Consider the following 23,844-nt stretch of genomic DNA (forward strand, 5'->3'; position numbering starts at 1 on the left):
CGACGGATGACGAAGGTTCAACCCGACTGGCTCGCGCTCGCGACGCGTTTCGCGCAACTGCCCGATGCGCAGCGCGCGGTCTTCATCGACAAGCTCGGCGCGGCCGGCATCGACTTCCGCGTGCTGCCGATCCCGCCGCGCACGCCGCGCAGCGACCGCGTGCCGGCGTCGTTCGCGCAGACGCGTCTGTGGCTGCACGCGCGGCTGATCGATGCGCCGGACGCGTACCACATCACCGAGCGCCTGGCGCTGACGGGCCCGCTCGACGTGCATGCGCTGCGTCTCGCCTGCGATGCGCTGATTGCGCGCCACGAGGCGCTGCGCACGACCTTCGACGAAGCGCAGGACGGCGTCGCGCAAACGATCCGCGCGCCGTTGCGCTGCCCGTGGCGCGAAACCGATCTCGACGCGTTGCCGGATGCGCAGCGCGTGCCGCGCGCGCAAGCGCTCGCGACGGCCGACGAGGCCGAGCCGTTCGATCTCGGCACGGCGCCGCTCGTGCGCGCGCATCTGATTCGCTTCGACGCGACGCATCACTGGCTCGCTCTCACCGTGCATCACATCGTGTCGGACGGCTGGTCGTCGGGCGTGATGCTGGACGAACTCGCGGCGTTCTATCGCGCGTATGCGTCGGGCGAGCCGGTGCCGCTCGCGCCGCTGCCGATCCAGTACGCCGACTACGCGCTGTGGCAGCGCCGCTGGCTCGACGCCGGCGAGCGCGACCGTCAGCTCGCGTTCTGGCGCGAGCGGCTCGATCCGCAGCGCGGCGTGCTGACGCTGCCCGGCGCGACCGCGCGGCCGGCGCGGCGCAGTGCGCGCGGCGCGCGTCATGTGTTTTCGCTCGACACGCGCCTCGGCGCGCGGTTGCGCACGTTCGCGGCCGCGTCCGGCGCGACGCCGTTCGCGGTGCTGCTCGCGGCGCTCGACGCGCTGCTGGCGCGCGCGACCGGCGACGCACGGATCTGCGTCGGCGTGCCGGCCGCGAATCGCGAGCGCGCGGAAGTCGCGAGCCTGATCGGCTTCTTCGTCAACACGCTGGCCATCGACGTCGACGTACCCGCGTACGGCGATTTCTCGTCGCTGGTCGCGCGGACGCAGCGCGCGCTCGTCGATGCGCAGATGCACCAGGACGTGCCGTTCGAGCAGGTGGTCGACGCGCTCGGCGTGCCGCGCAGCGCAAGCCACCATCCGCTGTTCCAGGTGATGGCCGCGTACGGCGAACGCCGCGCGCTGCCGGCATTCGGCGCGGCGTCGGCCGCGTTGCTGCCGTCGGGCACGCCGTCCGCGAAATTCGACCTGACGCTGTCCGTCGAAGCGACGCCGGACGGCATCTTCGACGCCGCCTTCATCTACGCGCTCGACCTGTTCGACGCCGATGCGATCGAACGGCTGGCCGCGCGCTTCGTCACGCTGCTGACCGATGCGCTCGCGCGCCCCGACATACCGATCGGCGATCTCGACTGGCTGCCTGCCGACGAACGCGCGCAGCTCTTCGCATGGAACGCGCCGGCCGGCGTGACCGCTGCCGAGCCGTTCGTGCCGGTGCATGCGCGCATCGCCGCGCATGCGCACGCGCGGCCCGACGCACGCGGCGTCGCCGATGTCGATCGCGCATTGACCCGCGGCGAAGTCGATGCCCGCGCGGCGCGCCTGGCGCGCCATCTGGTGGCGGCCGGCGTGCGGCCCGAGATGCGCGTGGGCGTCGCGCTGCAGCGCTCGGTCGACCTGCTCGTCGCGCTGATCGCGGTGCTGAAGTCGGGCGCCGCGTTCGTGCCGCTCGATCCGGCTCACCCGCGCGAACGGCTGGCGCAGATCGTCGGCGACGCGAACATCGCGCACGTGCTGACCGACGCCGCGAGCGCCGCGTCGCTGCCCGAACTGCCGGCGCTGCGCGTATGGCGCGCCGACGCGATCGATGCGCTCGACGAAGCCGCGCACGTCGCATTGCCGGACGTGCTGCCCGGCCACGCGGCCTATGCGATCTATACGTCGGGCTCGACCGGCAAGCCGAAAGGCGTGATCGTCGACCACGCGTCGTTCGCGCGGCATTGCGCGGCGATCGCCGAGCGTTACGGCGCGGGCGAGAACGACGTGTTCCTGCTGTTTCAGTCGGTCAATTTCGACGGTGCGCACGAAGGCTGGTTTTCGCAATACATGTCGGGCGCCGCCGTGTCGGTGACGGCCGACGTGCTGTGGCCGCCCGCGCAGACCTGCGCGATGATGATCCGCGACGGCGTGACGATGACCTACGTGCCGCCCGGCTGCGCGGCACAGCTCGCCGAATGGGCGCTCGCGCACGGCGCGCCGCCGACGCTGCGCTCGCTGACCGTCGGCGGCGAGGCCACGTCGCGCGAGGCGTTCGCGATGTTGCGCCGTGCGCTGCCGAACGTGCGCGTGGTCAACGGCTACGGCCCGACCGAAACGGTCATCACGCCGACGCTGTGGATGTTCCGTCCCGGCGACGATCTCGCGAAGCTCGGCGACGCCGCGTATCTGCCGATCGGCACGCTGGTCGGCGCGCGCACCGCGCACGTGCTCGACGCGCGGCTGCATCCGCTGCCGGTCGGCGTGATCGGCGAACTGTATCTGGGCGGCGAGGGGATCGGCGTCGCACGCGGCTACCTCGACCGCCCGGCGCTGACGGCCGAGCGTTTCGTGCCGGATCCGTACGGCGCGCCGGGCGCGCGGTTGTACCGGACCGGCGACCTCGTACGGCGCCGCGCGGACGGCGTATTCGATTTCATCGGCCGCGTCGATCACCAGGTGAAGCTGCGCGGCCTGCGCATCGAACTCGGCGAAATCGAAGCGCAGCTCGCCGCGCACGACGCGGTGCGCGAAGCATGCGCGGTCGTGCACGGGCAGGGCGCGCTCGCGCAACTCGTCGCGTACGTCGAACTGACCGCCGACGCGCAGGCAGCCGCGCAGCCGGTCGAAGCCGCGACGCTCGACGCGCACCTGCGCCGCACGCTGCCCGACTACATGGTGCCCGCGCAACTGATCGTGCTCGACGCGCTGCCGCGCAACGCGAACAGCAAGGTCGACCGCGCGAGGTTGCCGGCGCCCGTGCGTGTCGAACGGGCGTACGAGGCGCCGCACGACGGCGACGAAGCCGCGCTCGCGGCGATCTGGTGCGACGTGCTGAATCTGGAGCGCGTCGGCCGCGGCGATCACTTCTTCGATCTCGGCGGTCATTCGCTCGCGGCCGTGCGCGTCGCGACGCGCGTGGCCGAACGGCTCGGCCGCGACGTGCCGGTGCGTGCGCTGTTCGAGGCGCCCGTGCTGGCGCAATACGCGCTGCAGGTGGCCGATGCGCCGCGCGCCGGGCATGCGCTCGCCGCGGCGCCGGGCGTCGCGGTGGTCAAACCGGACGCGCACGGCGTATGGCCGCTGTCGCCCGCGCAGGTCGGCCTGTGGTTCCTGTGGCGCGCGCAACCGGACAGCGCCGCGTACAACATTCCGGTCGCGCTGCGCGTGCGCGGCCCGCTCGATGTCGACGCACTGCGCGCGGCGTTCTCGGACGCAGCGGCCGTGCATCCGGCGCTGCGTGCGCGGCTCGTCGTCCGTGACGGCGCGCTGCCGGGCCAGCGGATCGACGCGGACGTCGCCGTCGATCTGCCGGTGATCGACCTGTCGTCCCACGCGGATGCGCGCTCCCGCGCGGCCGCGCTGACCGACGCGGATGCGCTCGCCCCGTTCGACCTCGCGGCCGACGCGCCGCTGTGGCGCGCGCGCGTGCTGCGGCTCGGTGCGGACGATCACGTGCTGTCGGTGACGATTCACCACATCGTGTCGGATGGCGAGTCGATCGAGCTATGGCTCGATGCGGTGCGCGCCCGCTATGTCGCCCGCGTGCGGCGCAGCGCCGAGCCGGCCGCCGAAGCCGTGCGGTCGACCTTGCCGCTCGTGCTGCCCGCGCCGTGCGATCCGGCGCGTGTCGCGTACTGGCGCGATGCGCTCGCCGATCTGCCGTCGCGCGTGCTGCCGCAGCGTGCCGACGCGCCGGCCGTACCGCAATGGCGCGCGGCCCGTATCGCGTTCGAATTCGATGCGCCGCTGATTCGCGCCGCGCGCGACGCCGCGTCGGCCGCGCACGCCACGTTGCCGATGCTGCTGCATGCGGCGCTCAATACCGCGCTGTTCCGCGCGACGGGCGCGACCGACCAGCCGGTCGGCGTGCTCGCGTCGACGCGCGAGCTCACGGGCGACGCGGCCCGCGCGGCGCTCGGCCTGTTCATCAACTCGGTCGTCGTGCGTACGCGGATCGACCCGGCCGCCCGTCGCGCGGACGTGCTCGCGCAGGTGCGCGACACGGCGCTCGCCGCATATGCGCATGCCGACGTGCCGTTCGCCGACGTCGTGGCCGCGCTGCGTGCGCCGCGCGCCGCGCAGGCCAATCCGCTGTTCCAGGTGATGTTCAACTACCTGCGCCCGACGGGGGCGGCCGCGCGCGACTGGGCCGGCCTGTCGCTGACCGAATTCGACGACGTGCGCCATCGCGTCGTATTTACGCTGGAGCTCGACGTCGTCGAGCATCCGGACGGCCGCGTGAGCGCCGCGTTCTCGTATGCGGACGAACTGCTCGCGCGCGATTTCGTCGACGGGCTCGTCGATCTGTATCACGACGAAGTCGCGCGCTTCGCCGGCGCGTCGGAAGCCGCGCTCGGCGCGCCCGATGCGCGCGCGGACACGCATGTCGCGTTCGGCCCACGCGCCGACGGCGCGACACGGCTCCACGCGATGGCGTCGCGTGCCGCTGCCGCGCTCGCCGCGCTGTGGTCGGACACGTTCGCGACGGCCGCCCCCGAGCCCGATGCGGACCTGTTCGAAGCCGGCGCGACGTCGTTCGACGTCGTGCGCTTCGTCGACGCCGCAAGCCGTGCCGGTCACGCGCTGACGATCGCCGACGTGTTCGCGGCGCCGACGCTCGCGGCGCTCGGCGCGCGGCTCGATGCGCGAGCGGAAACGGAACAGGAGGCGCGCCATGCTGGCTGAGGTGCGTCCGGACGGATTCACGATGCTCGATACCTACCGCCTCGCGTTCGCGGACGGCCTCTTCGCCGTGCGCGACGGCGTGGAGATCCGCGTCGCGCATGGCGACGGGATCGGCGCGCAGTTGCTGCGCGCGCAGCTCGGCGACGACGGCGCGCTGCGCCTCGTCGCCTACAACCATCGCGCGGCGCCGGCCGACCAGCGGCGGGCGCTGCTGGTCGCGCTGGCCGCGGCGTTCTCGGACAGCGCGCGCCACGCGGCGATCCGGCTCGACCCGGCCGCCTGGCCGGCGGTCGCGCTCGACGCGCTGCGCGCGAGCGGCGTGCTCGCCGACGGCGGCCGTTGCGTGCGCGACGGCTGGGCGCAACAGGCCGATCTGTGGCGCGTCGGCGCGCTTGTGCCGTGCGCGATGCTGCCGACGATGACCGACGGCCGGCGTCACCCGCGGCGGCCGCCCGCGCCGCGCGGCGACGTCTACGCGCGCGACCTGCCGGCGCTCGGCGTGCGCTTCACGCTGCGCGGCTGGCAGCCGGAGGAGGACGCCGAGCGGCTCGCGCGCTGGTTCGACGAGCCGCGCGTGCGCGACGGCTGGCCGGGCGCACGGCCCGCGCCATGCGGCGCGGCAGGCGCGCAGGAAGCCGATCCGCACGTCACGCCGCTCGTCGGCTGCTTCGACGGCGAGCCGTTCGCGTATTTCGAGGCGTTCTGGCTGAAGGAGGACGCGCTCGCCCCGCACGTCGCGGCGCGCGACTACGACCGCGGGCTGCGGATGCTGGTCGGCGAGCCGCGCTGGCGCGGCCCGCACCGCGTGGCCGGCTGGCTGCCGTCCGTCGTGCATTACCTGTTTCTCGACGACCCGCGTACCGACGCGGTCGGCTGTGCCGTTCCGGTCGGCCACACGCGGGTTGCCGATCATCTCGCGCGGCACGGCTTCGCGCGGCAGCGCCGTCTCGCGCTGGCCGACGCGCAGCCGCTGTGGATGCGCACGCTGCGCGAGACGTTCTTCTCCGGCCGTCACGTTTGACGGGCCGGATTCACCGACAAGGGAGCTGAGACATGCAGAGAGAAACCGTATTCGACCTGATCGGCGTGGGCTTCGGGCCGTCGAATCTGGCGCTGGCCGTGCGCCTCGCGGAGCGCGGCGGCGTGCGCACGCTCGCCCATTGCTTCGTCGAGCGCCAGCCGGAATTCGGCTGGCATCGCGGGATGCTGCTCGACGACTGCCGGATGCAGATCTCGTTTCTGAAGGATCTCGTCACGATGCGCGATCCGAAAAGCCGCTACACGTTCATCAACTACCTGTTCGAACGCGGCCGGCTGAACGAATTCGTCAACCTGAAGAATTTCTACCCGACCCGCGTCGAATTCCACGACTACCTGAGCTGGGTGGCCGACGCGTTCGACGATCGCGTCCATTACAGCGAGACCGTGCTCGGGATCGAACCCGTGCGCGGCGAGGGGGCGAAGATCGACGCACTGCGCGTGCTGTCGCGCGACGCGGCGGGCCACGAGCGCCAGCGCGTCACGCGTGCGCTGTCGATCGGCGTCGGCGGCACGCCGGCGATTCCGGATGCGTTCGCCGCGCTCGGCCGCGACCGCGTGATCCATTCGTCGTCGTACCTGGCCGACATCGACCGGCTCGTCGCGTCGCCCGACGGCGAGCGCCGCCGTGTCGCGGTGATCGGGGCGGGGCAGAGCGCGGCCGAGGTGTTCATCGATCTCGCGCGCCGCTTTGCGCACGTCGACGCGAGCCTCGTGATGCGTGCGGGCGCGCTGAAGCCGGCCGACGACAGCCCGTTCGTCAACGAAATCTTCAGCCCCGAATTCACCGACGTCGTCTATGCGCAGCCGCACGACGCGCGCCGCGCGCTGCTCGAGCGTTATCGCGACACGAACTACGCGGTGGTCGACCGGCCGCTGATCGAGCAGATCTACGAAATGCTGTACCTGCAGCGGATCGACGACACGCCGCGTCATGCGCTGCTCGCGAACAGCGCGATCGAGGCCGCGGTGCGCGGCGCCGACGGCCGCATCGAATTGACGTTGCGCGACCGGTTGAGCGGCGCCACGCGCGTCGAGCGCTTCGACGCGCTCGTGCTCGCGACCGGCTACCGGCGCGACACGCATTCGGCGCTGCTCGAAGGCCTCGCGCCGCATCTGGGCGATGCGCTCGCGCGCGGCGACGTGACGCGCGACTACCTGCTCGCGACGCCCGAGCACTTCGCGCCGCGCATCTATCTGCAAGGCTGCTGCGAAGACAGCCACGGCCTGTCCGACACGCTGCTGTCGGTACTGGCGCGCCGCGCGGACGAAATCTGCGCGTCGCTCGAAGACGGGATCGCGTCCGCGCATGACGAAGGCGCGGCCCGGGCAACGCATGAAAAACGACCGAACAACGGGGTGAGCGCGGGCCGGATGGCTTTCGCTCTTTGACAAAGGCGCGGTCGGAGACCGCATGAAAAAGTGGAGCAGAAGAAGATGGAGTGGGCAACAGGCACGCGTTTGCGTGCGATCGCAGCCGCGGCAAGCGTGGCGTTCGGTACGGCGGCGGCAGGGCATGCTTACGCCCAGACGGCGCCGGCCGTGAACGCGGGCGCCGCGGCGTCGGCCAGCAGTGCGCAAAACGGCGCGACGGCGAATCCGTCGACGGGCGCGCAAAACGGCACGCTGCCGGCGATCACCGTCAACGCGGCCTCGACGGGAGACGGCACGGTCGGGCTCGTCGCGAAGCGCAGCACGACCGGCACCAAGACCGACACGCCGCTCGACGAGATCCCGCAGACGATCAACGTCGTCACCGCGCAGCAGATCGAGATGACCGGCGCCACCGACGTGAACGCGGCGCTGCGCTACGTGCCGGGCTTCTCGTCGTACGGGTCGGACAACCGCTCCGACTGGTACGCGGCGCTGCGCGGCTTCACGCCGACCGCCTACGTGAACGGGCTGCAGGTGCCGAACACGATCAACCTCGCGAGCTGGCGCGTCGATCCGTACATGATCGACAGCATCAGCGTGCTGCGCGGGCCCACCTCGGTGCTGTACGGCGCGGGCGATCCGGGCGCCATCGTCGACGTGCACACCAAGCTCGCCGACGGCGAACGCGTGCGCGAAGCCGGTGTGCAGATCGGCGACTATGCGCGCAAGCAGTTCATGATCGACGTCGGCGACAAGCTCGATCCGGACGGCAAGTATGCGTACCGGTTCGTCGGCGTCGCGCGCGACGGGAACGCACTGACCGGCCCGAACAACGACCAGCGCGTCGCGCTCGCGCCGTCGTTCCGCTGGCGCCCGGACGCGGATACGTCGCTGACGCTGTCCGCGACCTACCTGCAGGACTGGGGCGACATCTCGTCGAACTTCCTGCCGGCGCAGGGCACGGTGCTGCCGAACCCGAACGGCCAGATCGACAAGGACATCTACGAAGGCGACGGCAACTTCAACTACTACCGCAAGAAGCAGTGGTCGGTCGGTTACCAGTTCGAGCGCAATCTGACGCCGGCCTGGACGTTCCGTCAGAACACGCGCCTGATGCACCTGTCGCTCGACAACGGTTCGGTGTGGGGCAACGGCTTCTCGGACGACACGCTGACCACCGTCAATCGCTGGGCCGGCGTGTTCCAGACGAACTACAGCCGCTTCGACATCGACAACAACCTCGAGGGCCGCTTCGCGACGGGGCCGCTCCAGCACACGCTGCTGCTCGGCTTCCAGTACAACCGCCAGACCGCGACCGACAGCGAATGGCTGGCCGCCGCGCCAACCCTGAACCTGTACAACCCGGTGTATACGCCCGTCACGACGGCCGTGTTCTCGGATCCGAGCACCACGTTCCGCACCAACACGTACACGACGATGAACACGTTCGGCCTGTACGCGCAGGACCAGATCAAGTGGAACCGCTGGACGCTGACGCTCGGCGGTCGCGAGGACTGGGTCAACATGCGGATGGACGACCGCGCGGCCGGCACGTCGACGAAGGCGGACGTCACGGCGTTCACCGGCCGCGTCGGCCTCACGTACCAGGGCGATTACGGGCTGTCGCCGTACGTCAGCTACGCGACGTCGTTCAATCCGCTGATCGGCGTGAACCTGCTCGGCGGCGGGCTGCCGCAGCCGACGCGCGGCAAGCAGATCGAGGCCGGCCTGCGCTGGCAGCCGCCCGGCAAGAATCTGATGCTCAACGCGGCGATCTACCAGATCAACCAGACCAACGGGATCACGCCGGCGCTGCCGAGCCAGGACCCGGACGGTACGAAGTCGGTGCAGTCGGGCGAGGTGCGCTCGCGCGGGATCGAACTGAGCGCGACCGGCAAGGTCACGCCGAACCTGTCGGTGGTCGCGTCGTATGTCTACCAGGATGTGAAGGTCATCAAGGCGAACGACAACACGCTGAACAACTGGCCGGTCGACATTCCGCGTCCGCGCCAGATGGCGTCGCTGTGGACCGACTGGACGTGGCACACGGGGCCGCTCGCGGGTTTCGGCCTCGGTGGCGGCATTCGTTACCAGAGCGCGTCGGCCGGTGCGGCGGACAACTCGCTGACGGTATCGAGCGTCACGCTGTTCGATGCGGGCCTGCATTACGACATGCGTAACTGGCGCTTCGCCGTGAACGGGACGAACCTGTTCAACCGCCATTACATCAGCGGTTGCCAGTCGACGAACGTCTGCATTTTCGGGACCGACCGCACGGTGATCGCGACCGCGAAATACAACTGGTGACGTCGCGCGCCGCGGCTCGCCGGCCGGCCTTCGTGGCCGGCGCGGGCCGGCCGCGGCGCCTTCGTCCGCTTTTTTCCACGACGCCTCCATGCCGAAGAAAAATCTCGTCTACATCCAGTCGCTGCGCAACGGCGCGGCCGATCGTGCCGGCCAGCCGGTCGCTTATCGGGGCGGCACGCGCTACATGAAGGCGCCGCTCGAATTCCTCGTCGAGCGCCTGAACGATTCGCCGCTCGGCGAACGCTACACGCTGCAGGGCGTGATCGTCGACGACGACGACGGGTCGCCGTCCGACCGCGCGAAAGTGGCCGATTACGGGTTCGCACGCACGCCGGGCCGCCCGTGGATCCTGCCGGAAGGCTTGACGGTGCAAGGCCGGCCCGTCGACGAACTGTTCTGCACGATCGCGTCGACGTACCGGCGGCTGCCGCGCGACGCGCGCGAGCGCGTGGCCGGCAAACAGGCATTCGAGCGCCGCCTGCTCGAGCGCCTGCTCGAACTCGACGCCGACATCGTCGTGCTCGACGGGCTGCTCGTGATCCTCGACGAACTCGTGCGGCCGGGCGCGCGCTTTCACCGTCGCATCGCGAACATCCACCCGGGCATCACGGCCGACGATTCGCCGTACCAGCGGCGCGGCGCGTGGGCGACGCTCGACGCGCTGCACGGCGCACGCGGCGAACGGGTCGATTGGGCGACCGGTGCGACGTCATCCGTCGAACCCGTGACGATGACGGGCGCGTCGTTCCACTACGTCGACAACGGTATCGATTCCGGCGAGGTGATCTGCGACGTGCTCGACACGCCGATCGCGCCGGACGACACGATTCTCGAACTGCGCTGGAACAACTTCCAGCGCAGCCTGTTTCCGGCGCTCGAACGCGGGCTGCACGTGCTCGCCGATCGCCACGACGCGGGAGCATTGTGATGCAGGACACGCTGACGAAACCGGCCGGCGCGGCCGACGCCGTCGAAGGTGAAGTGGCCGCGGCGCTCGACGGCGCCGCGCACGGGCAGGCGGCGGCCGTCGTCGAGCAGGCGCTCGACGCATGGCGGCCCGACGACGCGCCGGACGCGCTGCTCGCGACCTTCGTCGCACTGTTCAACACCGACACGCGGCACGATGCGGCGACGATCTCGGTGCCGCTCGGCGGCGCCGATGCGGCGGCCGTGGCATCGTACGTCGCGCGTGCGGTGCGCGAAGGCGTGATCGACGGCGCGCAGGTCGCGGGCGACACGCTGCGGCTCACCGTGTCGCGCACGACGTTCTGGCAGAATCCGCGGCCGTGGCTGAAGGCGCCCGCGTCGGGCGGGATGCCGCTGCGCTACGCGATCACGAACGGCCATCGGCATCCGGTGCGGCCGCCGTCGCCGGCCGGCGAGATTTATGCCCGCGCCATGCCGCAGGTCGGCATGACGTTCAGCCTGCGCACCGTCGACATCGACGCGCACGCGGACCTGTTCAGCACGTGGATGAACCTCGATCGTGTCGCGCATTTCTGGGACCAGCGCGGCACGCGCGACGAGCATGCGGCGTATCTCGCCGAACGGCTCGCCGACCCGCACATGCACCCGACGATCGGCTATTTCGACGACACGCCGTTCGGCTATTTCGAGTTCTACTGGGCGAAGGAGGACCGCCTCGCGCCGTTCTACGATGCGCACGACTACGATCGCGGGCTGCACCTGCTGATCGGCGACTCGCGTTTCCAGAGCGCCGGCAAGCTGCATGCGTGGTGGAGCGGGGTGCTGCACTACATGTTCGTCGACGAACCGCGTACGCAGCGGCTCGTCGGCGAGCCGCGCGTCGACCACGTGCGGCATATCGCGTACATGCATCGGCTCGGGTTCTACACGCTGAAGGAGTTCGATTTCCCGCACAAGCGCGCGGCGCTCACCGTGATCGAGCGCGATACGTTCTTTGACACTTTCCGGTTGCCATGACGGGGGCGGCGCACAGCGTCGGTGCGACGGTGTGCGCGACCTTGCGATGCGCATGCATTGGCCGTCCGGTATATGGACCGCGTGGCCTGCGTCATGAAGAATGGATCGCTCCTCTCATCGACGACAGGCCGGCAGCATGAATCAGACATCCTCGACAGCGTGGGACGCAGTGGCGGATTCGCATTCCGCCAAATTGACATATGCCAGCATATGTCTACAATGGGCGCATCGTACTCCCATGGAGTGGCTCATGCGCACCGTTTCCATTTTCAAGAACGCCCGTAACCAGGCAATCCGCATCCCGAAGGACATGGAGTTCGAGGGGGTCACCGAACTCGAGATCCGCCGCGAGGGCGATACGCTGCTGTTGCGGCCGGTACGCCCCACGTGGCTGTCGTTCGCGAACGAACCGCTGGCCGATGCCGATTTCCTCGCCGAACGCCCGGCCGTCGTCGAAACCGGTCGCTTCGACCTGTCCGGCGACGCCGATGTGCCGACGGAGTCGAACCGGTGACCACGCTCTACATGCTCGATACGAACATCTGTTCGTTCATCATGCGCGAGCGGCCGCCCGCGGTATTGTCGCGGTTGCAGTCGTGCGTCAACGCACAGCACCGGATCGTCGTGTCGGCCGTGACCTATGCCGAAATGCGGTTCGGTGCAGTCGGCAGAAAGGCATCGCCGAAGCATGCCGACCTCGTGACGAGCTTTGTCGCGCGGCTGGACGGCGTGCTGGCGTGGGATACCGCGGCGATCGATGCAACCGCCGCGATTCGCGCCGACCTCGCCGCCCGTGGCACGCCGATCGGCGCGAACGACGCATCGATCGCCGGCCACGCGATCGCAGCCGGTGCGGTGCTCGTCACGAACAACGGTCGCGAATTCAGTCGTGTCGCGGGGTTGCCGCTCGAAGACTGGGCGGCCTCGGCATGACGCAGCGAATGCACGATGGGATTGCGGTCGCGCGGCAGCCCGTCATGCCCGACGAACGGGCGGATCCGCGAGGAAGCCACCGCGGAACGCATCGAGATACCGGTCGGCGTCGTCATTGAATTCACCCGGCAACAGCGCGAACGCGCGGGCCTGCAGATCCTGCCCGAGCGTCGCGTAAGTCGCGTCGTCGGACAACAGCGCGCGGATCGCGTCGTACGTGTGCGGCGACGCGGCCCGTTTCGCGTCACGCGCGAGCAGCGCCGCTGCCGCCAGCTCCGGCTGAAAGCCATGTCGTTCGAGCAGGTCGGGCGCGACGTCCCAGATGCGCTCGCGATTGCCCGCATCGTGAAAATGCGTGAGCAGGAACAGCAGGTCGTACGCGTCGCTGTTCTGGCGCGCGCGCCGGTCCTTCCACGCCAGCAGCTTCAGCAGCGCGAGCGCCGGCAGGCTCGCCACCGGCACCGTGATGCCGGCGCCGATCGACACGGTCAGCGCGGTATCGACCGCCTCCTGAAAACCCAGCACGTTCAGCACGAAGTCGCCGCCGGGCGGCCATGCGATTTCGCCGGGCGGCGCTTCGAGCGGCCCGAACGGCACCAGGTCGAGTTCCGTGCGAAAACCCTGCATCCCGCTGTCGAACAGCAGTTTTTGCCGATGCTTCGGCGCGCGGGCGAATTGTCCGGTCGCGACGAGCGTATCGACGAGCCGTGCATGAAACGGCCAACTGACCGCGCACACCGCGACGTCGACGTCCCGCGTCGCGCGCACCGGCCGGATGCCGTGGACATGCCACATCAGGATGTCGCGTGCGGTCGCGCCGGCCACGACGAATGCCGCGTCGAGCTGCGCGCAGGCCGCGCCAACCGACTGCAGCAGCGCCACCGCTGCCGGCTCGAGCGGGCGGCTCGCATCGACTTCAAGCGGGCGGGTGGGCGAGGTATCGGTCATGGATGTGTTCGGCTGCGGCAAGATTGCGGCTGTCTCCGGACGAGACGAGATCCGCATAGATCAAAAGCGGCGGCACGAGCGGCACCTCTTGCTCGCGCCAGTCGAGTGCCGGCGAGCGCGGCCAGAACGCTTCGAGGATTTCGACGTCGCCGTGCGCGTCCGGACGCAGGCGGCCCTGCAGCAGCAGGCCGTTCGGCACGGCGCCGTGCGTATAGACGGTGATCGCGGCCGGCTTCAGATCGTGCGTGAGCAGATCGGCTGCCGGTTCGCCGCCGAGTTGTGCATCGAAGGCCGCGAAATCGAAGCCGCGCCACCAGTCGGGCGCGAGGCCGGCAAACCGGCGGCTCGGCAGCTTCGCACGCAAGCGGCTCGGGTACAGCGCGACCCATTCCTGTACGAAGCGCGGCCAGTCGGGAATCAGACGCTCGCCGTTGCGGCGTTGCCCGACGAGGCCGCGCGCGATCAGATCGTCCATCGCGAGATTGACCGTGCCGAGCGCGACGCCCGACGCGGCGGCGATCCCCCGATACGGCTGCGCGACCAGGCCCGGCTGCGTCGCAAGCGCGAACATCACGGCCAGCCCCTTCGGCGTCGTCGCGCGTGACGCCTGCCGGCGCGGCGTGCGCGCAGGTTTGGGCCGGCCCGCGATCATGACGGTCGCTTCCGGCTGGATCAGGCATACGTTGCCGGCGGTGTCGAGAAACGGGATGCCCTGGTCGATCAGGCCCCCGGCCAGTTCGCCGGAAAGGTGGGGCGCGACCAGCATGAGCGGCCGCTCGCCGGACACGTGTGCGGCCCCACCGCGGCGACGCAATTCCGCGAGCGCGCCCGCCAGCGATTCGACACGAAGGCTCACGGCGACCGGCATCTCCACGACCTGTCCGGCCACGTCGAAGCGAATCATCGCGTCGGCGCGCGCGCGGTATGCCGCCGGCACGCGCACGGGCCGCGCGTTGAAGCGCGGGGTGACGCGGCCGAACGCGGCGCACGCTTCGTCGAGCACCTGTTGTTCCGACATCGGGAGGGTGGCGTTCTTGGGCATCAACGAGGATCGCTTGTTCACTTTTTTATCATCGTACACAAAAAATGTACAAGCGTCAAAGAGTGAACGTAATCTCGTAAGCCTTTGAGGTAAAGGCAGTATTTCAGGTGCATAAATGACCACGACCACCCCTCTTGCACGAGAATTCGCGACAGGGCGCCCAGTGTCGCACGACCGGATCGGCCGTGGCAGTCGTCCGGATGGCCGGTCACCACGTGCCGTGAGCCGTATTTTCATATAGCAACCATCAGTTGCTACCGCGACGACTTTCCGTCTGCCCGGTTGCTGTCGAATCGACTATCGTTGCCCGCATGTTCCCCATCGCCCATCAGGAGACGACACCGTGACGCACAGCGTGATCCCCGCCGGCCTCGCCGACGAAATGATCGAAATTCGGCACCGCATCCACGCCCATCCCGAACTGGGTTTCGAGGAATTCGCGACGAGCGATCTCGTCGCCGAGCAATTGCAGTCGTGGGGCTACACCGTGCATCGCGGGCTCGGCGGCACCGGCGTCGTCGCCCAGTTGAAAGTGGGCAACGGCAAGCAACGCCTCGGCCTGCGCGCCGACATGGACGCGCTGCCGATCCACGAAGCGACGGGCCTGCCGTACCAGAGCACGATCGCGGGCAAGATGCACGCATGCGGCCACGACGGCCACACGGCGATGCTGCTGGCGGCCGCGAAGCACCTCGCGCGCGAACGCCGCTTCTCGGGCACGCTGAACCTGATTTTCCAGCCGGCCGAGGAAGGGCTCGGCGGCGCGAAGAAGATGCTCGACGAAGGGCTGTTCGAGCAATTCCCCTGTGACGCGATCTTCGCGATGCACAACATGCCGGGCTTCCCGACCGGCAAATTCGGTTTCCTGCCGGGGGCGTTCATGGCGTCGTCGGATACCGTCGTCATTGACGTGCAGGGTCGCGGCGGTCACGGCGCAGTGCCGCACCGGGCGATCGATCCGGTCGTCGTATGCGCGCAGATCGTGCTGGCGCTGCAGACGATCGTGTCGCGCAACGTGTCGCCGCTCGACATGGCGATCGTCACGGTCGGCGCGATCCATGCGGGCGAGGCGCCGAACGTGATTCCCGATCGCGCGCAGATGCGCCTGTCGGTGCGGGCGCTGAAGCCCGAGGTGCGCGACCTGCTCGAAACGCGCATCAACGAGGTCGTGCATGCGCAGGCGGCCGTGTTCGGCGCGACCGCGACGATCGACTACCAGCGCCGCTACCCGGTGCTCGTGAACGATGCTCAGATGACGGCGTTCGCGCGCGGCGTCGCTCGCGAATGGGTCGGCGAAGCCAACTTGATCGATGGGATGGTGCCGCTCACCGGCAGCGAGGATTTCGCGTTCCTGCTCGAGAAACGGCCGGGCTGCTATCTGATCATCGGCAACGGCGACGGGGAGGGCGGCTGCATGGTGCACAACCCCGGCTACGACTTCAACGACGCGGCGCTGCCGACCGGTGCGTCGTACTGGGTCAAGCTGACCGAGGCGTTTCTGGTGTGACGGAGGAGGTGGGGCACGCGGCACCGACCCGGCCATCGGCCCCGCTTCGGCGCGGCGAACGCGAAATGTACCCAAAATTGGTACATGATGGCCGCATCCCAAGGAGATGACTCATGTCGCGAAACACATCCGTTTCCCTTGGCGATCACTTTGCCGAATTTGTCGATGCGCAGGTGCGATCGTCGCAAAGCGGCCCCACCATCCCGATATGACCTGTGCGGCCTCGATCCGAGCGCCGCATCCCACCATCTAGAACGTGCCCCCGCTGAACAACGCCACGACTGCATCCGGATTCGACGGCCAGTACATGTGCATGTACGTCGCGACGATCGCGCTGCTCCGGTAGACGGCTTCGCCGCTGTCCCGCGCGCCGTCGGGGCGCGCGGCGCGCGCGACCGGTTCCAGCGGCGTCGCGAGCCGCGAATAGTGGAACGTATGACCGCGCATCGGCCCGGTGCGCGTATCGAGCTGCTGCATGCCGAGCGCCGCGAACCGGCGCTGCATCGTCGCATGCCCCGGCAGCAGGCCGAGCATCGGCGTCGTCGAGCCATCCGCATCGGTCAGCGATTCGCACAGGTAAACCATTCCCCCGCATTCCGCGACGATCGGCCGGCCGGCTCCCGCATGCGCGCGAATCGTCCGCGCGGTCGCGGCATTCCCGGCAAGCGTCGCCGCATGCAGTTCCGGATAGCCGCCCGGCAAAAACAGCGCATCGCAATCGTCGGGCACGGGTTCGTCGGCGAGCGGCGAGAAGAATCGCAGCGTCGCACCGAGCGCATCCAGCAGCGCGAGATTGGCCGGATAGATGAACGAGAACGCCGCATCGCGCGCCACCGCGATCCGCTTGCCGGCCAGCGCGCGCGGCAGCGGCGCGGCCGCGTCCGGTTCCGCGAACGCGACGGTCGGCGGCAAGTCGGCCAGCGCCGTCTGCGCGAGCACGTCGGCCGCGCGATCGAGCCGCGCGTCGAGATCGTCGATATCGGCCGGCCGATGCAGGCCGAGATGCCGCTCCGGCAGCGCGATGCCCGCATCGGCCGGCACGTGTCCGAGCCAGCGCAACTCGTCGGGCAACGCCTGTTGCAGCAATTGCGCGTGCCGGGCCGAGCCGACGCGATTGGCCAGCACGCCGTGAAACGGCAATCCCGGCCGGAACCGCGCGAGCCCGAAGGCGATCGCCGCGAACGTCTGCGCCATCGCCTTCGCCGAAATCACCGCGACGACCGGCACGCCGAACGCGGCCGCGAGATCGGCACTGCTCGGCGTGCCGTCGAACAGCCCCATCACGCCTTCGATCAGGATCAGGTCCGCGTCGCGCGCGGCCTCGGCGAGCAGGGCGCGGCAGCCGGCCTCGCCGACCATTCCGAGGTCGAGCGCATGCACGCTCGCGCCGCTCGCGCGTTCGAGCAGCATCGGATCGAGAAAATCGGGGCCGGTCTTGAACACGCGCACGCGGCGGCCGAGCCGGCGGTGCAGCCGCGCGAGGCCGGCCGTCACCGACGTCTTGCCCTGGCCCGACGCGGGTGCGCTGACGAACAGCGCGGGGCAGGCCGGCATGCTCAGAACTCCACGCCGCGCTGCGCCTTCACGCCTTGCTCCTTGTACGGATGCTTGACGAGCCGCATTTCGGTGACGAGATCGGCCGCATCGATCAGCGCATCGGGCGCGTGCCGCCCGGTGACGACGACGTGCACCGACGCCGGACGCGCGACGAGCGTCGCGAGCACTTCGTCGAGCGGCAGGTATTCGTACTTCAGCACGGTGTTCAGCTCGTCGAGGATCACCATCCGGTAGTCGCCGCTGTCGATCATCCGGCGCGCCTCGTCCCAGCCCTTGCGCGCGGTCGCGATATCGGCGTCGCGGTTCTGCGTGTTCCACGTATAGCCGTCGCCCATCGTCACGAAATCGCATTGCGCGACCGCGCCGAGGAAGTCGCGCTCGGACGTGTGCAGCGCCCCCTTGATGAACTGCACGACGCCGAGCCGCATGCCGTGGCCGAGCACGCGCACGGCCATCCCGAACGCGGCCGTGCTCTTGCCCTTGCCGTTGCCGGTGTGAACGATCAGCAGGCCCTTTTCCTGCGTGGCGGCGGCCTGCTTCTTCTCGTGGCCGGCGCGGCGGCGTTCGGCCATCCGCTGATGGGATTCGGAATCGGTCTTCATCGGGAATCGTCCTGTCGAAAGCGAAACAACGGGTTCAGAGCGGGCCGGCGAGCGCGACCGTCACGCCGTCCCGGATGGATTTGGGGCCGAGCAGCCGGCCGTGCGGCGCGGCGAGCTGCGCGCACGGCTCGGCCACGCCCGCGATGCCGAAGCGCGCCAGCGCGGCGCCGGACGGGCCGCTCGCGGCCAGTTCCGGACGGCTCGCGAGTTGCGCCGCATCGAATGCGACGAGCGGCCAGCCACGGCGTGCGCACAGCGTGCGCAGCGCCCGGGCGCGTGCCTTGTCGGCGAGCGTCGCGACGAGCGCCGGTTCGGCGGCCGGGTAGCGCGCGAGCGCGGCGCGGATCGCGGCATCGAGTTGCGCGGCCGTGACGCCCGCGCGAAAGCCGATGCCGAGCGCGACGCGCATCATGCGCAACCGCCGAGCGCCGCACGCACCGCCGGATCGTCGGCGAGCGCCGCGACGCGGCCGATCACGACGATCGCCGGCGAACCGATACCGGCCGCACCGACACGCTCGACGAGCGTATCGAGCGTCGCGAGCAGGTGGCGCTGTTCGGGGCGCGTGGCGTTCTCGATCGCCGCGCACGGCGTATCGCCGGGCAGGCCGCCGTCGCGCAGCGCCGCGGCAATTGCGTCGAGGCGACGGATGCCCATGTAGATCACGATCGTCATGCGCGTGGCCGCGAGCGCGCGCCAGTCGGGCTCGTCGGCTCCCGCGCCGTGGCCGGTGACGAAGATCACGCCCTGCGCGTCGCCACGGTGCGTGACCGGGATGCCGAGCGCGGCCGGCGCGGCGATACCCGCGGTGACGCCGTTGACGACTTCCACCGGAAAGCCCGCCGCGCCGAGTGCGACCAGTTCCTCGCCGCCGCGGCCGAACACGAACGGATCGCCGCCCTTGAGCCGCGCGACGCTGCGGCCCGCGCGCAGGTGCGCGAGCAGCGCGGCGACGATCGCCGCCTGCGGCGTCGACGCATGGCCGCCACGCTTGCCGACGTGCTCGATCAGCGCGTCGGCGCGCGCATGGCGCAGCACGTCGGGGTTCACGAGATCGTCGACGAGCAGCACGTCGGCCGCGCCGATCGCGCGCACGGCTCGGAGCGTCAGCAGATCGGCGTCGCCGGGGCCCGCGCCGACGAGCCATGCGCGGCTCATCGCGCGCGGCACGGCGCGCACCGTGTCGACACAGTGGAACAGGGAAGGCGGGCGGCGCATCGGCGGCCGGCGAGCAGGCAGTGCATGACGGATCGGGCGAAACCCGCGCGAACGCGGGTGGAATGCGCACCCCATCCGTCCCCCGCGGACCGGGCGTTCGGCGAGCATCGCGCTCGCCCCTTGCGTCGGCCGGTATCCGGGCTGGCCGCTTGCCAGACCGCAGCCTTCCCGCCCGGTCGAAGGGCAGTGGCATCGCGGGCGGCCTGGGCGCACGTGCGAAAAAAGCGCGTTGCGCGGGCGGCGTACCGTTGCGGGGACAGCACAGGCCGGGCGGACATCCGCCTCCTGTTTCCCGTTTAACTGCATGCGCGGAATGCGCATGCGAGCACCGAACGCGGCGCATACGATAGCACAGGCGTGCCAAGCGCGAGCTGCCCGGCGGACCGGTCGCGCGAGGCGTCGGCGCGGCCCGCGAGGTCAGAACTTGTACGCCGCCGTCAGCGTGAACGTGCGTGGCGAACCGGGCATGATCTGCGCGAGGCCCGTCGCATTCGCGTAATAGTCGCGATCGGTCAGGTTGACGGCCGCCAGCGTCACCTCGAGGTCGCGCGTGCGATATCCGGCCTTGCCGTCCCAGCGGACGTATGCGGGCAGTTCGAGCAGGTTGTCGCGATCGGCGTAACGCGCCCCTTCGTACACCAGCCCGAGTTCGGCGAAAAATCCGCGCAGCGGCGCATGGCCGACGAACAGGCTGCCGTTCGACCCGGACACACCCGCCGACCGCTTGCCCGCGTACTTCGGCTCGGCGTCGACCACCCGTGCGTGTTGCCAGCCGATGCCGCCGCGAACGAACCAGTCGCCCGCGAGCCGGCCGGCGACGCCCAGTTCCAGGCCGCGATTGCGCTCGAGGCCGTTGAGGTCGAAGAACCCGGGCCGAACCGGATCGGCGACGCGGCGGTTGTACAGATCGAGCTGGAACAGTGCGAGCGTCGTGCTCAGTGCGCCATCGCGCCAGTCGCTTTTCACGCCGATCTCGTACTGGCGGTTGTATTGCGGGCCGAGATCGTTGGCGTTGCCGCGCGCGTCCGGCGTGATGCCGATCAGGTCGCCGCCGACCGGCGCGAAGCTCTTGCTGTACGACGCATACACGCTGTGCGCGCCAACCGGCGACCACACGACGCCGAGCCGCGGGCTCCATGCCGTCGTCGTGCGCCGCGCATGCAGCCCGTTCAGCGCGTTGGTCGAATCGACGTCGAAGCGTTCCGCGCGCAGGCCGCCGAGCAGTTTCCACGCTCGCCCGAGGTCGATGCGATCCTGCGCGAAGATCGCGTAGTCGCTGACGCGATGGCGGTTCATCGCATACGGGCGCGGCGCCGCGCCGGCCGGCGCGAGACGATCCGGTCCGGTGATCGGGACCGGCGCCGCATCGGCCTGCCAGAGCGTCGGGCTGCGTTTCTGCCAGCCGTATTCGATGCCGAACAGCAGGTGATGCAAGCCGGGCCCGGTCGCGACTTTGCCGCTCAATTCGACGCCGGTCTGCACGTTGAGATGCGTCATGTCCTGCAGATAGCGCGCACGTTGCACGCGCCGGTAGTCGCGCGGCTTCGTGACGTAGCTTTGCGTGACGTAGGTATTGTCGAAGGTGCTGTGCAAATCCAGCACGCCCAGTGTATGGCGCAGTGTCCAGTCGCCGTCGAGCACGTACGTGACGACCGAGCGCCCGTTCATGTTCTTGTCGCGGACGGTGTCGCGGTCCGCCGCGCCGAAGAAGGTCGCGCGCGGCGCGGACGGCAGCGAGAACGCGATCGGCCTGCCGGCCGCGTCGATCGCGGCGACCGGCGCCGGCATGCCGCGATCGGGCACGCGTTGGTACGTGTCGTATTCGAACTGCAGCAGCCAGCTTCGCCGTGCGTCCTGCCATTTGATCGACGGCGCGACGTACTGGCGCGTGCCGTCGACGTGGTCGCGGAAGCTGCCTGCGTGTTCGCGGCCCGCATTGAGCCGCATGCTCCATGCGCTCGACAGCATCCGGTTGAGATCGACCGATGCGCCGAGCCGTCCGTAACTTCCGGTCGCCGCCGACACATGTCCGAAGTTTTCCGGCAACGGCTGCTTGGTGATCCGGTTGATGACGCCGCCGCCGCTGCCGCGCCCGTACAGCGCCGCGGCCGGTCCCTTCAGCACTTCGACGCGTTCGATATTGCCGAGACTGCGCACGTATTGCGCGTCGTCTCGCATGCCGTCGAGCAGCAGGTCGCCCGCGGCGGAAAAGCCGCGGATGCGGAACGCATCGAAGCGCGTATCCGACGTATTGGAAACACCCGGCACGCCGGCCAGCGCGTCGGCAAGCGTGCGGCCGCCATAGGACAGCGTTTCCTCGACCGGGACGCTGTCGATGGTTTGCGGTACGTCGCGCGGATCGCTCGCGGTGCGGGTCGCCGTGCTCACGCTTTCGGCGCGCGGATCGTTCGGATGGCGTCGGCTGCGCACCTCGAGCGCGGGCAGCTCGTCGTCGAACTCGGCCGCCGGGGCAGGGCAGGGAGCAACGCAGGCGATCGAGCACAGCGACAGGGCCAGCACAGGAAACCGCCGCCCGGATATCTGTCGTTTCGACATGGAAATTTAAGGATGACTGAGTGATTGCCTCACATGGCCGTTGCGTGATGGTTGGCTTCGTTATCGGGCGAAGTTTATCTTACGAAGTTGAAAACGACAATCATTCGCGTTCGCCGCCGACCGCTCGCCTTGACGCTCCCCGCACCGCCGCCTACACTCGCACGCGTTTTGGTGCTCGCGCGCGCCGCTCCGGCGCACGCAGTTAAACGGGAAACAGGGAGCCTGCCTGCGCCGCAGTCGAGCCAACCTGTGCTGCCCCCGCAACGGTAAGCGAACGTGTCGCGCGCAGCGCGATGCAGCGCCGCTTCGCCGCATGCCCCGCGCATGCGGACGACCGCCACTGGATGCCGCGCGTATCCGGGAAGGCGAAGCGGCGTGTTCGTCAGCCCGGATACCGGCCTAAACGTTGGGGTTCAGCGCCGCGGGGAGGCGGCGCATCGTCCACGGCCGCAGCAGGCCCGACGCCCGGTGTTCGACGCTTCCTTCGTCCATCTGCCGCCGCGCGCACGCGAGCGGCCGCCGCGGCGAACGGCAGGCGGCGCGGGGCGGGGCCGGCGGCAGCCGTGTTGGCATTCACGATGTCGACCGTTCGCAAGGAAGCACCATGCCCGATTCGTTGTTCCGCCCGTCCTGCGGCTGTCCGGCCGGACCGCGCGGCGATCTTCCCGCGTCCCGTCCCGTGAATGGCCGCGCCGCCACCGACGCGACGCCCCCGGCCTGATTCCATTCCCGTCACAGGACCTACCATGACCCTACGCAAGCTTCCCGTCACGATCGTCACGGGCTTTCTCGGCAGCGGCAAGACGACGCTGATGCGCCATATCCTGCAACACGCCGAAGGCCGCCGCATCGCGGTGATCGTCAACGAATTCGGCGAGCTCGGCATCGACGGCGAAATCCTCAAGGGCTGCGGCATCGGCTGCGACGATGCTCAGGGCGAGGCATCGGGCCAGTTGTACGAACTCGCGAACGGCTGCCTGTGCTGCACCGTGCAGGAAGAGTTCTATCCGGTGATGGAAGCGCTCGTCGAGCGCCGCGCGGACATCGACCACGTGCTGATCGAGACGTCGGGCCTCGCGCTGCCGAAGCCGCTCGTGCAGGCGTTCAACTGGCCGACGATCCGCAACAGCTTCACGGTCGACGCGGTCGTGACCGTCGTCGACGGGCCGGCCGCCGCGAGCGGCCAGTTCGCGGAAAACCCGCAGGCCGTCGACGCGCAGCGCCGCGCCGATCCGAATCTCGACCACGAATCGCCGCTGCACGAACTGTTCGCCGATCAGCTGTCGTCCGCCGATCTCGTGATCGTGAACAAGGCCGACCTGGTCGGCGACGCCGAGTTCGCGCGGATCGAAACCGCGATCCGCGACGAGATCCCGCCGCAGGTGAAGATCGTGCGCGCGACGCGCGGCGAGCTCGACCTCGCGATGCTGCTCGGGCTGGAGTCGGCATCGGAGGACACGATCCACCTGCGTCACGACCATCACGGTGCGGCCGACGACGGCGATCACGATCACCATCACGACGATTTCGATTCGGTGGTGGTGTCGGGCGACGCCGGCACGCGCGAAGCGACGATCGCCGCGCTGCAGCGCGTGGTCGAAGCGCACACGATCTATCGCGCGAAAGGCTTCGCCGCGCTGCCCGGCGCGCCGATGCGGCTCGTGATCCAGGGCGTCGGCCGCCGCTTCGACAGCTATTTCGACCGCCGCTGGCAGGACGGCGAAACGCGCGCGAGCCGCTTCGTGCTGATCGGCGAGGATCTCGACGCAGCCGCGCTGCAACGCGCGTTCGACGCCGCGTGCGCGGCCGAGCCGCAACAGGCGTAA

General features: G+C 69.8%; 18 protein-coding genes and 2 riboswitches. Of the genes, 11 read left to right on the top strand and 7 right to left on the bottom strand.

The genetic code is table 11. The features are described 5' to 3' along the window. Nucleotides 1–6: 6 nt before the first annotated feature. From WT53_RS15960 to WT53_RS15995, 8 genes are all read left to right on the top strand, one after another. Entirely contained in the window at nucleotides 7–4,992 is a 4,986-nt protein-coding gene (locus tag WT53_RS15960; protein ID WP_060260564.1) for a non-ribosomal peptide synthetase, read from the top strand. Then, entirely contained in the window at nucleotides 4,982–6,013 is a 1,032-nt protein-coding gene (locus tag WT53_RS15965; protein WP_060260567.1) for a GNAT family N-acetyltransferase, read from the top strand. The genes WT53_RS15960 and WT53_RS15965 overlap by 11 nt, the downstream gene beginning before the upstream one ends. 32 nt (nucleotides 6,014–6,045) lie before the next feature. Continuing rightward, nucleotides 6,046–7,422 (top strand): lysine N(6)-hydroxylase/L-ornithine N(5)-oxygenase family protein, encoded by a 1,377-nt coding sequence (locus tag WT53_RS15970; protein WP_034207288.1) that lies wholly within the window; start codon nucleotides 6,046–6,048, stop codon nucleotides 7,420–7,422. Between the two features lie 45 nt (nucleotides 7,423–7,467). Beyond that, entirely contained in the window at nucleotides 7,468–9,711 is a 2,244-nt protein-coding gene (locus WT53_RS15975; RefSeq protein ID WP_060260752.1) for a TonB-dependent siderophore receptor, read from the top strand. Between the two features lie 88 nt (nucleotides 9,712–9,799). Beyond that, nucleotides 9,800–10,639, top strand: a complete 840-nt coding sequence (locus WT53_RS15980) for a N(5)-hydroxyornithine transformylase PvdF (protein ID WP_034207289.1) — start codon at nucleotides 9,800–9,802, stop codon at nucleotides 10,637–10,639. Next, the gene (locus tag WT53_RS15985; RefSeq protein WP_034207290.1) at nucleotides 10,639–11,655 is read left to right on the top strand and encodes a GNAT family N-acetyltransferase; all 1,017 of its coding nucleotides are present in this window, start codon (nucleotides 10,639–10,641) and stop codon (nucleotides 11,653–11,655) included. The genes WT53_RS15980 and WT53_RS15985 overlap by 1 nt, the downstream gene beginning before the upstream one ends. A 250-nt stretch (nucleotides 11,656–11,905) precedes the next feature. After that, entirely contained in the window at nucleotides 11,906–12,169 is a 264-nt protein-coding gene (gene vapB / locus WT53_RS15990) for a type II toxin-antitoxin system VapB family antitoxin (protein ID WP_052100282.1), read from the top strand. After that, nucleotides 12,166–12,588 carry a PIN domain-containing protein gene (locus WT53_RS15995; RefSeq protein WP_034207291.1) on the top strand — a complete coding sequence of 141 codons (423 nt, stop codon included), beginning with the start codon at nucleotides 12,166–12,168 and terminating at the stop codon, nucleotides 12,586–12,588. The genes vapB and WT53_RS15995 overlap by 4 nt, the downstream gene beginning before the upstream one ends. 42 nt (nucleotides 12,589–12,630) lie before the next feature. Here the strand turns inward: WT53_RS15995 and WT53_RS16000 are convergent, their stop codons facing one another. Beyond that, nucleotides 12,631–13,536: a nucleotidyl transferase AbiEii/AbiGii toxin family protein gene (locus WT53_RS16000; protein WP_034207292.1), complete on the bottom strand. Its 906-nt coding sequence runs from the start codon at nucleotides 13,534–13,536 to the stop codon at nucleotides 12,631–12,633. Next, nucleotides 13,505–14,578 (bottom strand): type IV toxin-antitoxin system AbiEi family antitoxin, encoded by a 1,074-nt coding sequence (locus tag WT53_RS16005; protein ID WP_034207293.1) that lies wholly within the window; start codon nucleotides 14,576–14,578, stop codon nucleotides 13,505–13,507. The genes WT53_RS16000 and WT53_RS16005 overlap by 32 nt, the downstream gene beginning before the upstream one ends. A gap of 343 nt (nucleotides 14,579–14,921) precedes the next feature. Between WT53_RS16005 and WT53_RS16010 the strand changes: the two genes are divergently transcribed. Then, a complete protein-coding gene (locus WT53_RS16010; RefSeq protein ID WP_034207294.1) occupies nucleotides 14,922–16,085 on the top strand; it encodes a M20 aminoacylase family protein in 1,164 nt (387 codons plus the stop codon). 113 nt (nucleotides 16,086–16,198) lie between these two features. Next, entirely contained in the window at nucleotides 16,199–16,297 is a 99-nt protein-coding gene (locus WT53_RS32480) for a type II toxin-antitoxin system ParD family antitoxin (protein WP_080747772.1), read from the top strand. Between the two features lie 37 nt (nucleotides 16,298–16,334). Here WT53_RS32480 and WT53_RS16015 read toward each other — a convergent pair whose 3' ends face one another. The 5 genes from WT53_RS16015 to WT53_RS16035 all read right to left on the bottom strand — a co-directional run bounded on the left by WT53_RS16015 (nucleotide 16,335) and on the right by WT53_RS16035 (nucleotide 22,018). After that, on the bottom strand, nucleotides 16,335–17,639 hold the full coding sequence (locus WT53_RS16015) for a cobyrinate a,c-diamide synthase (RefSeq protein WP_034207295.1): 1,305 nt from the start codon (nucleotides 17,637–17,639) through the stop codon (nucleotides 16,335–16,337). Nucleotides 17,640–17,641: 2 nt separating this feature from the next. Further along, complete coding sequence (gene cobO / locus WT53_RS16020; RefSeq protein WP_034207296.1) at nucleotides 17,642–18,244, bottom strand: cob(I)yrinic acid a,c-diamide adenosyltransferase; 603 nt, start codon at nucleotides 18,242–18,244, stop codon at nucleotides 17,642–17,644. A gap of 34 nt (nucleotides 18,245–18,278) precedes the next feature. Continuing rightward, nucleotides 18,279–18,656 (bottom strand): cobalamin biosynthesis protein, encoded by a 378-nt coding sequence (locus WT53_RS16025; RefSeq protein WP_034207297.1) that lies wholly within the window; start codon nucleotides 18,654–18,656, stop codon nucleotides 18,279–18,281. After that, entirely contained in the window at nucleotides 18,653–19,462 is an 810-nt protein-coding gene (gene cobA, locus WT53_RS16030; RefSeq protein WP_230624920.1) for a uroporphyrinogen-III C-methyltransferase, read from the bottom strand. The genes WT53_RS16025 and cobA overlap by 4 nt, the downstream gene beginning before the upstream one ends. A 109-nt stretch (nucleotides 19,463–19,571) precedes the next feature. Then, a riboswitch (cobalamin riboswitch) is annotated at nucleotides 19,572–19,810 on the bottom strand. 69 nt (nucleotides 19,811–19,879) lie between these two features. Then, the gene (locus WT53_RS16035) at nucleotides 19,880–22,018 is read right to left on the bottom strand and encodes a TonB-dependent siderophore receptor (protein ID WP_034207298.1); all 2,139 of its coding nucleotides are present in this window, start codon (nucleotides 22,016–22,018) and stop codon (nucleotides 19,880–19,882) included. 152 nt (nucleotides 22,019–22,170) lie between these two features. Next, a riboswitch (cobalamin riboswitch) is annotated at nucleotides 22,171–22,436 on the top strand. Nucleotides 22,437–22,764: 328 nt separating this feature from the next. Here WT53_RS16035 and cobW point away from each other — a divergent pair. Continuing rightward, nucleotides 22,765–23,844 carry a cobalamin biosynthesis protein CobW gene (cobW, locus tag WT53_RS16040; RefSeq protein ID WP_034207299.1) on the top strand — a complete coding sequence of 360 codons (1,080 nt, stop codon included), beginning with the start codon at nucleotides 22,765–22,767 and terminating at the stop codon, nucleotides 23,842–23,844.

Source organism: Burkholderia sp. MSMB2157WGS (assembly GCF_001532755.1).
Lineage (GTDB): Bacteria > Pseudomonadota > Gammaproteobacteria > Burkholderiales > Burkholderiaceae > Burkholderia.

Bases quoted from the DNA above. Each gene is read 5' to 3' on its own strand.
- WT53_RS15960 (WP_060260564.1), top strand. From the start codon at position 7: ATGACGAAGGTTCAACCCGACTGGCTCGCGCTCGCGACGCGTTTCGCG.
- WT53_RS16035 (WP_034207298.1), bottom strand. From the start codon at position 22,018: ATGTCGAAACGACAGATATCCGGGCGGCGGTTTCCTGTGCTGGCCCTG.
- cobW (WP_034207299.1), top strand. From the start codon at position 22,765: ATGACCCTACGCAAGCTTCCCGTCACGATCGTCACGGGCTTTCTCGGC.
- WT53_RS15975 (WP_060260752.1), top strand. From the start codon at position 7,468: ATGGAGTGGGCAACAGGCACGCGTTTGCGTGCGATCGCAGCCGCGGCA.
- WT53_RS16000 (WP_034207292.1), bottom strand. From the start codon at position 13,536: ATGACCGATACCTCGCCCACCCGCCCGCTTGAAGTCGATGCGAGCCGC.
- cobA (WP_230624920.1), bottom strand. From the start codon at position 19,462: ATGCGCCGCCCGCCTTCCCTGTTCCACTGTGTCGACACGGTGCGCGCC.
- vapB (WP_052100282.1), top strand. From the start codon at position 11,906: ATGCGCACCGTTTCCATTTTCAAGAACGCCCGTAACCAGGCAATCCGC.
- WT53_RS15985 (WP_034207290.1), top strand. From the start codon at position 10,639: ATGCAGGACACGCTGACGAAACCGGCCGGCGCGGCCGACGCCGTCGAA.
- WT53_RS16015 (WP_034207295.1), bottom strand. From the start codon at position 17,639: ATGCCGGCCTGCCCCGCGCTGTTCGTCAGCGCACCCGCGTCGGGCCAG.
- WT53_RS15970 (WP_034207288.1), top strand. From the start codon at position 6,046: ATGCAGAGAGAAACCGTATTCGACCTGATCGGCGTGGGCTTCGGGCCG.
- WT53_RS32480 (WP_080747772.1), top strand. From the start codon at position 16,199: ATGTCGCGAAACACATCCGTTTCCCTTGGCGATCACTTTGCCGAATTT.
- cobO (WP_034207296.1), bottom strand. From the start codon at position 18,244: ATGAAGACCGATTCCGAATCCCATCAGCGGATGGCCGAACGCCGCCGC.
- WT53_RS16005 (WP_034207293.1), bottom strand. From the start codon at position 14,578: ATGCCCAAGAACGCCACCCTCCCGATGTCGGAACAACAGGTGCTCGAC.
- WT53_RS15980 (WP_034207289.1), top strand. From the start codon at position 9,800: ATGCCGAAGAAAAATCTCGTCTACATCCAGTCGCTGCGCAACGGCGCG.
- WT53_RS15965 (WP_060260567.1), top strand. From the start codon at position 4,982: ATGCTGGCTGAGGTGCGTCCGGACGGATTCACGATGCTCGATACCTAC.
- WT53_RS16025 (WP_034207297.1), bottom strand. From the start codon at position 18,656: ATGATGCGCGTCGCGCTCGGCATCGGCTTTCGCGCGGGCGTCACGGCC.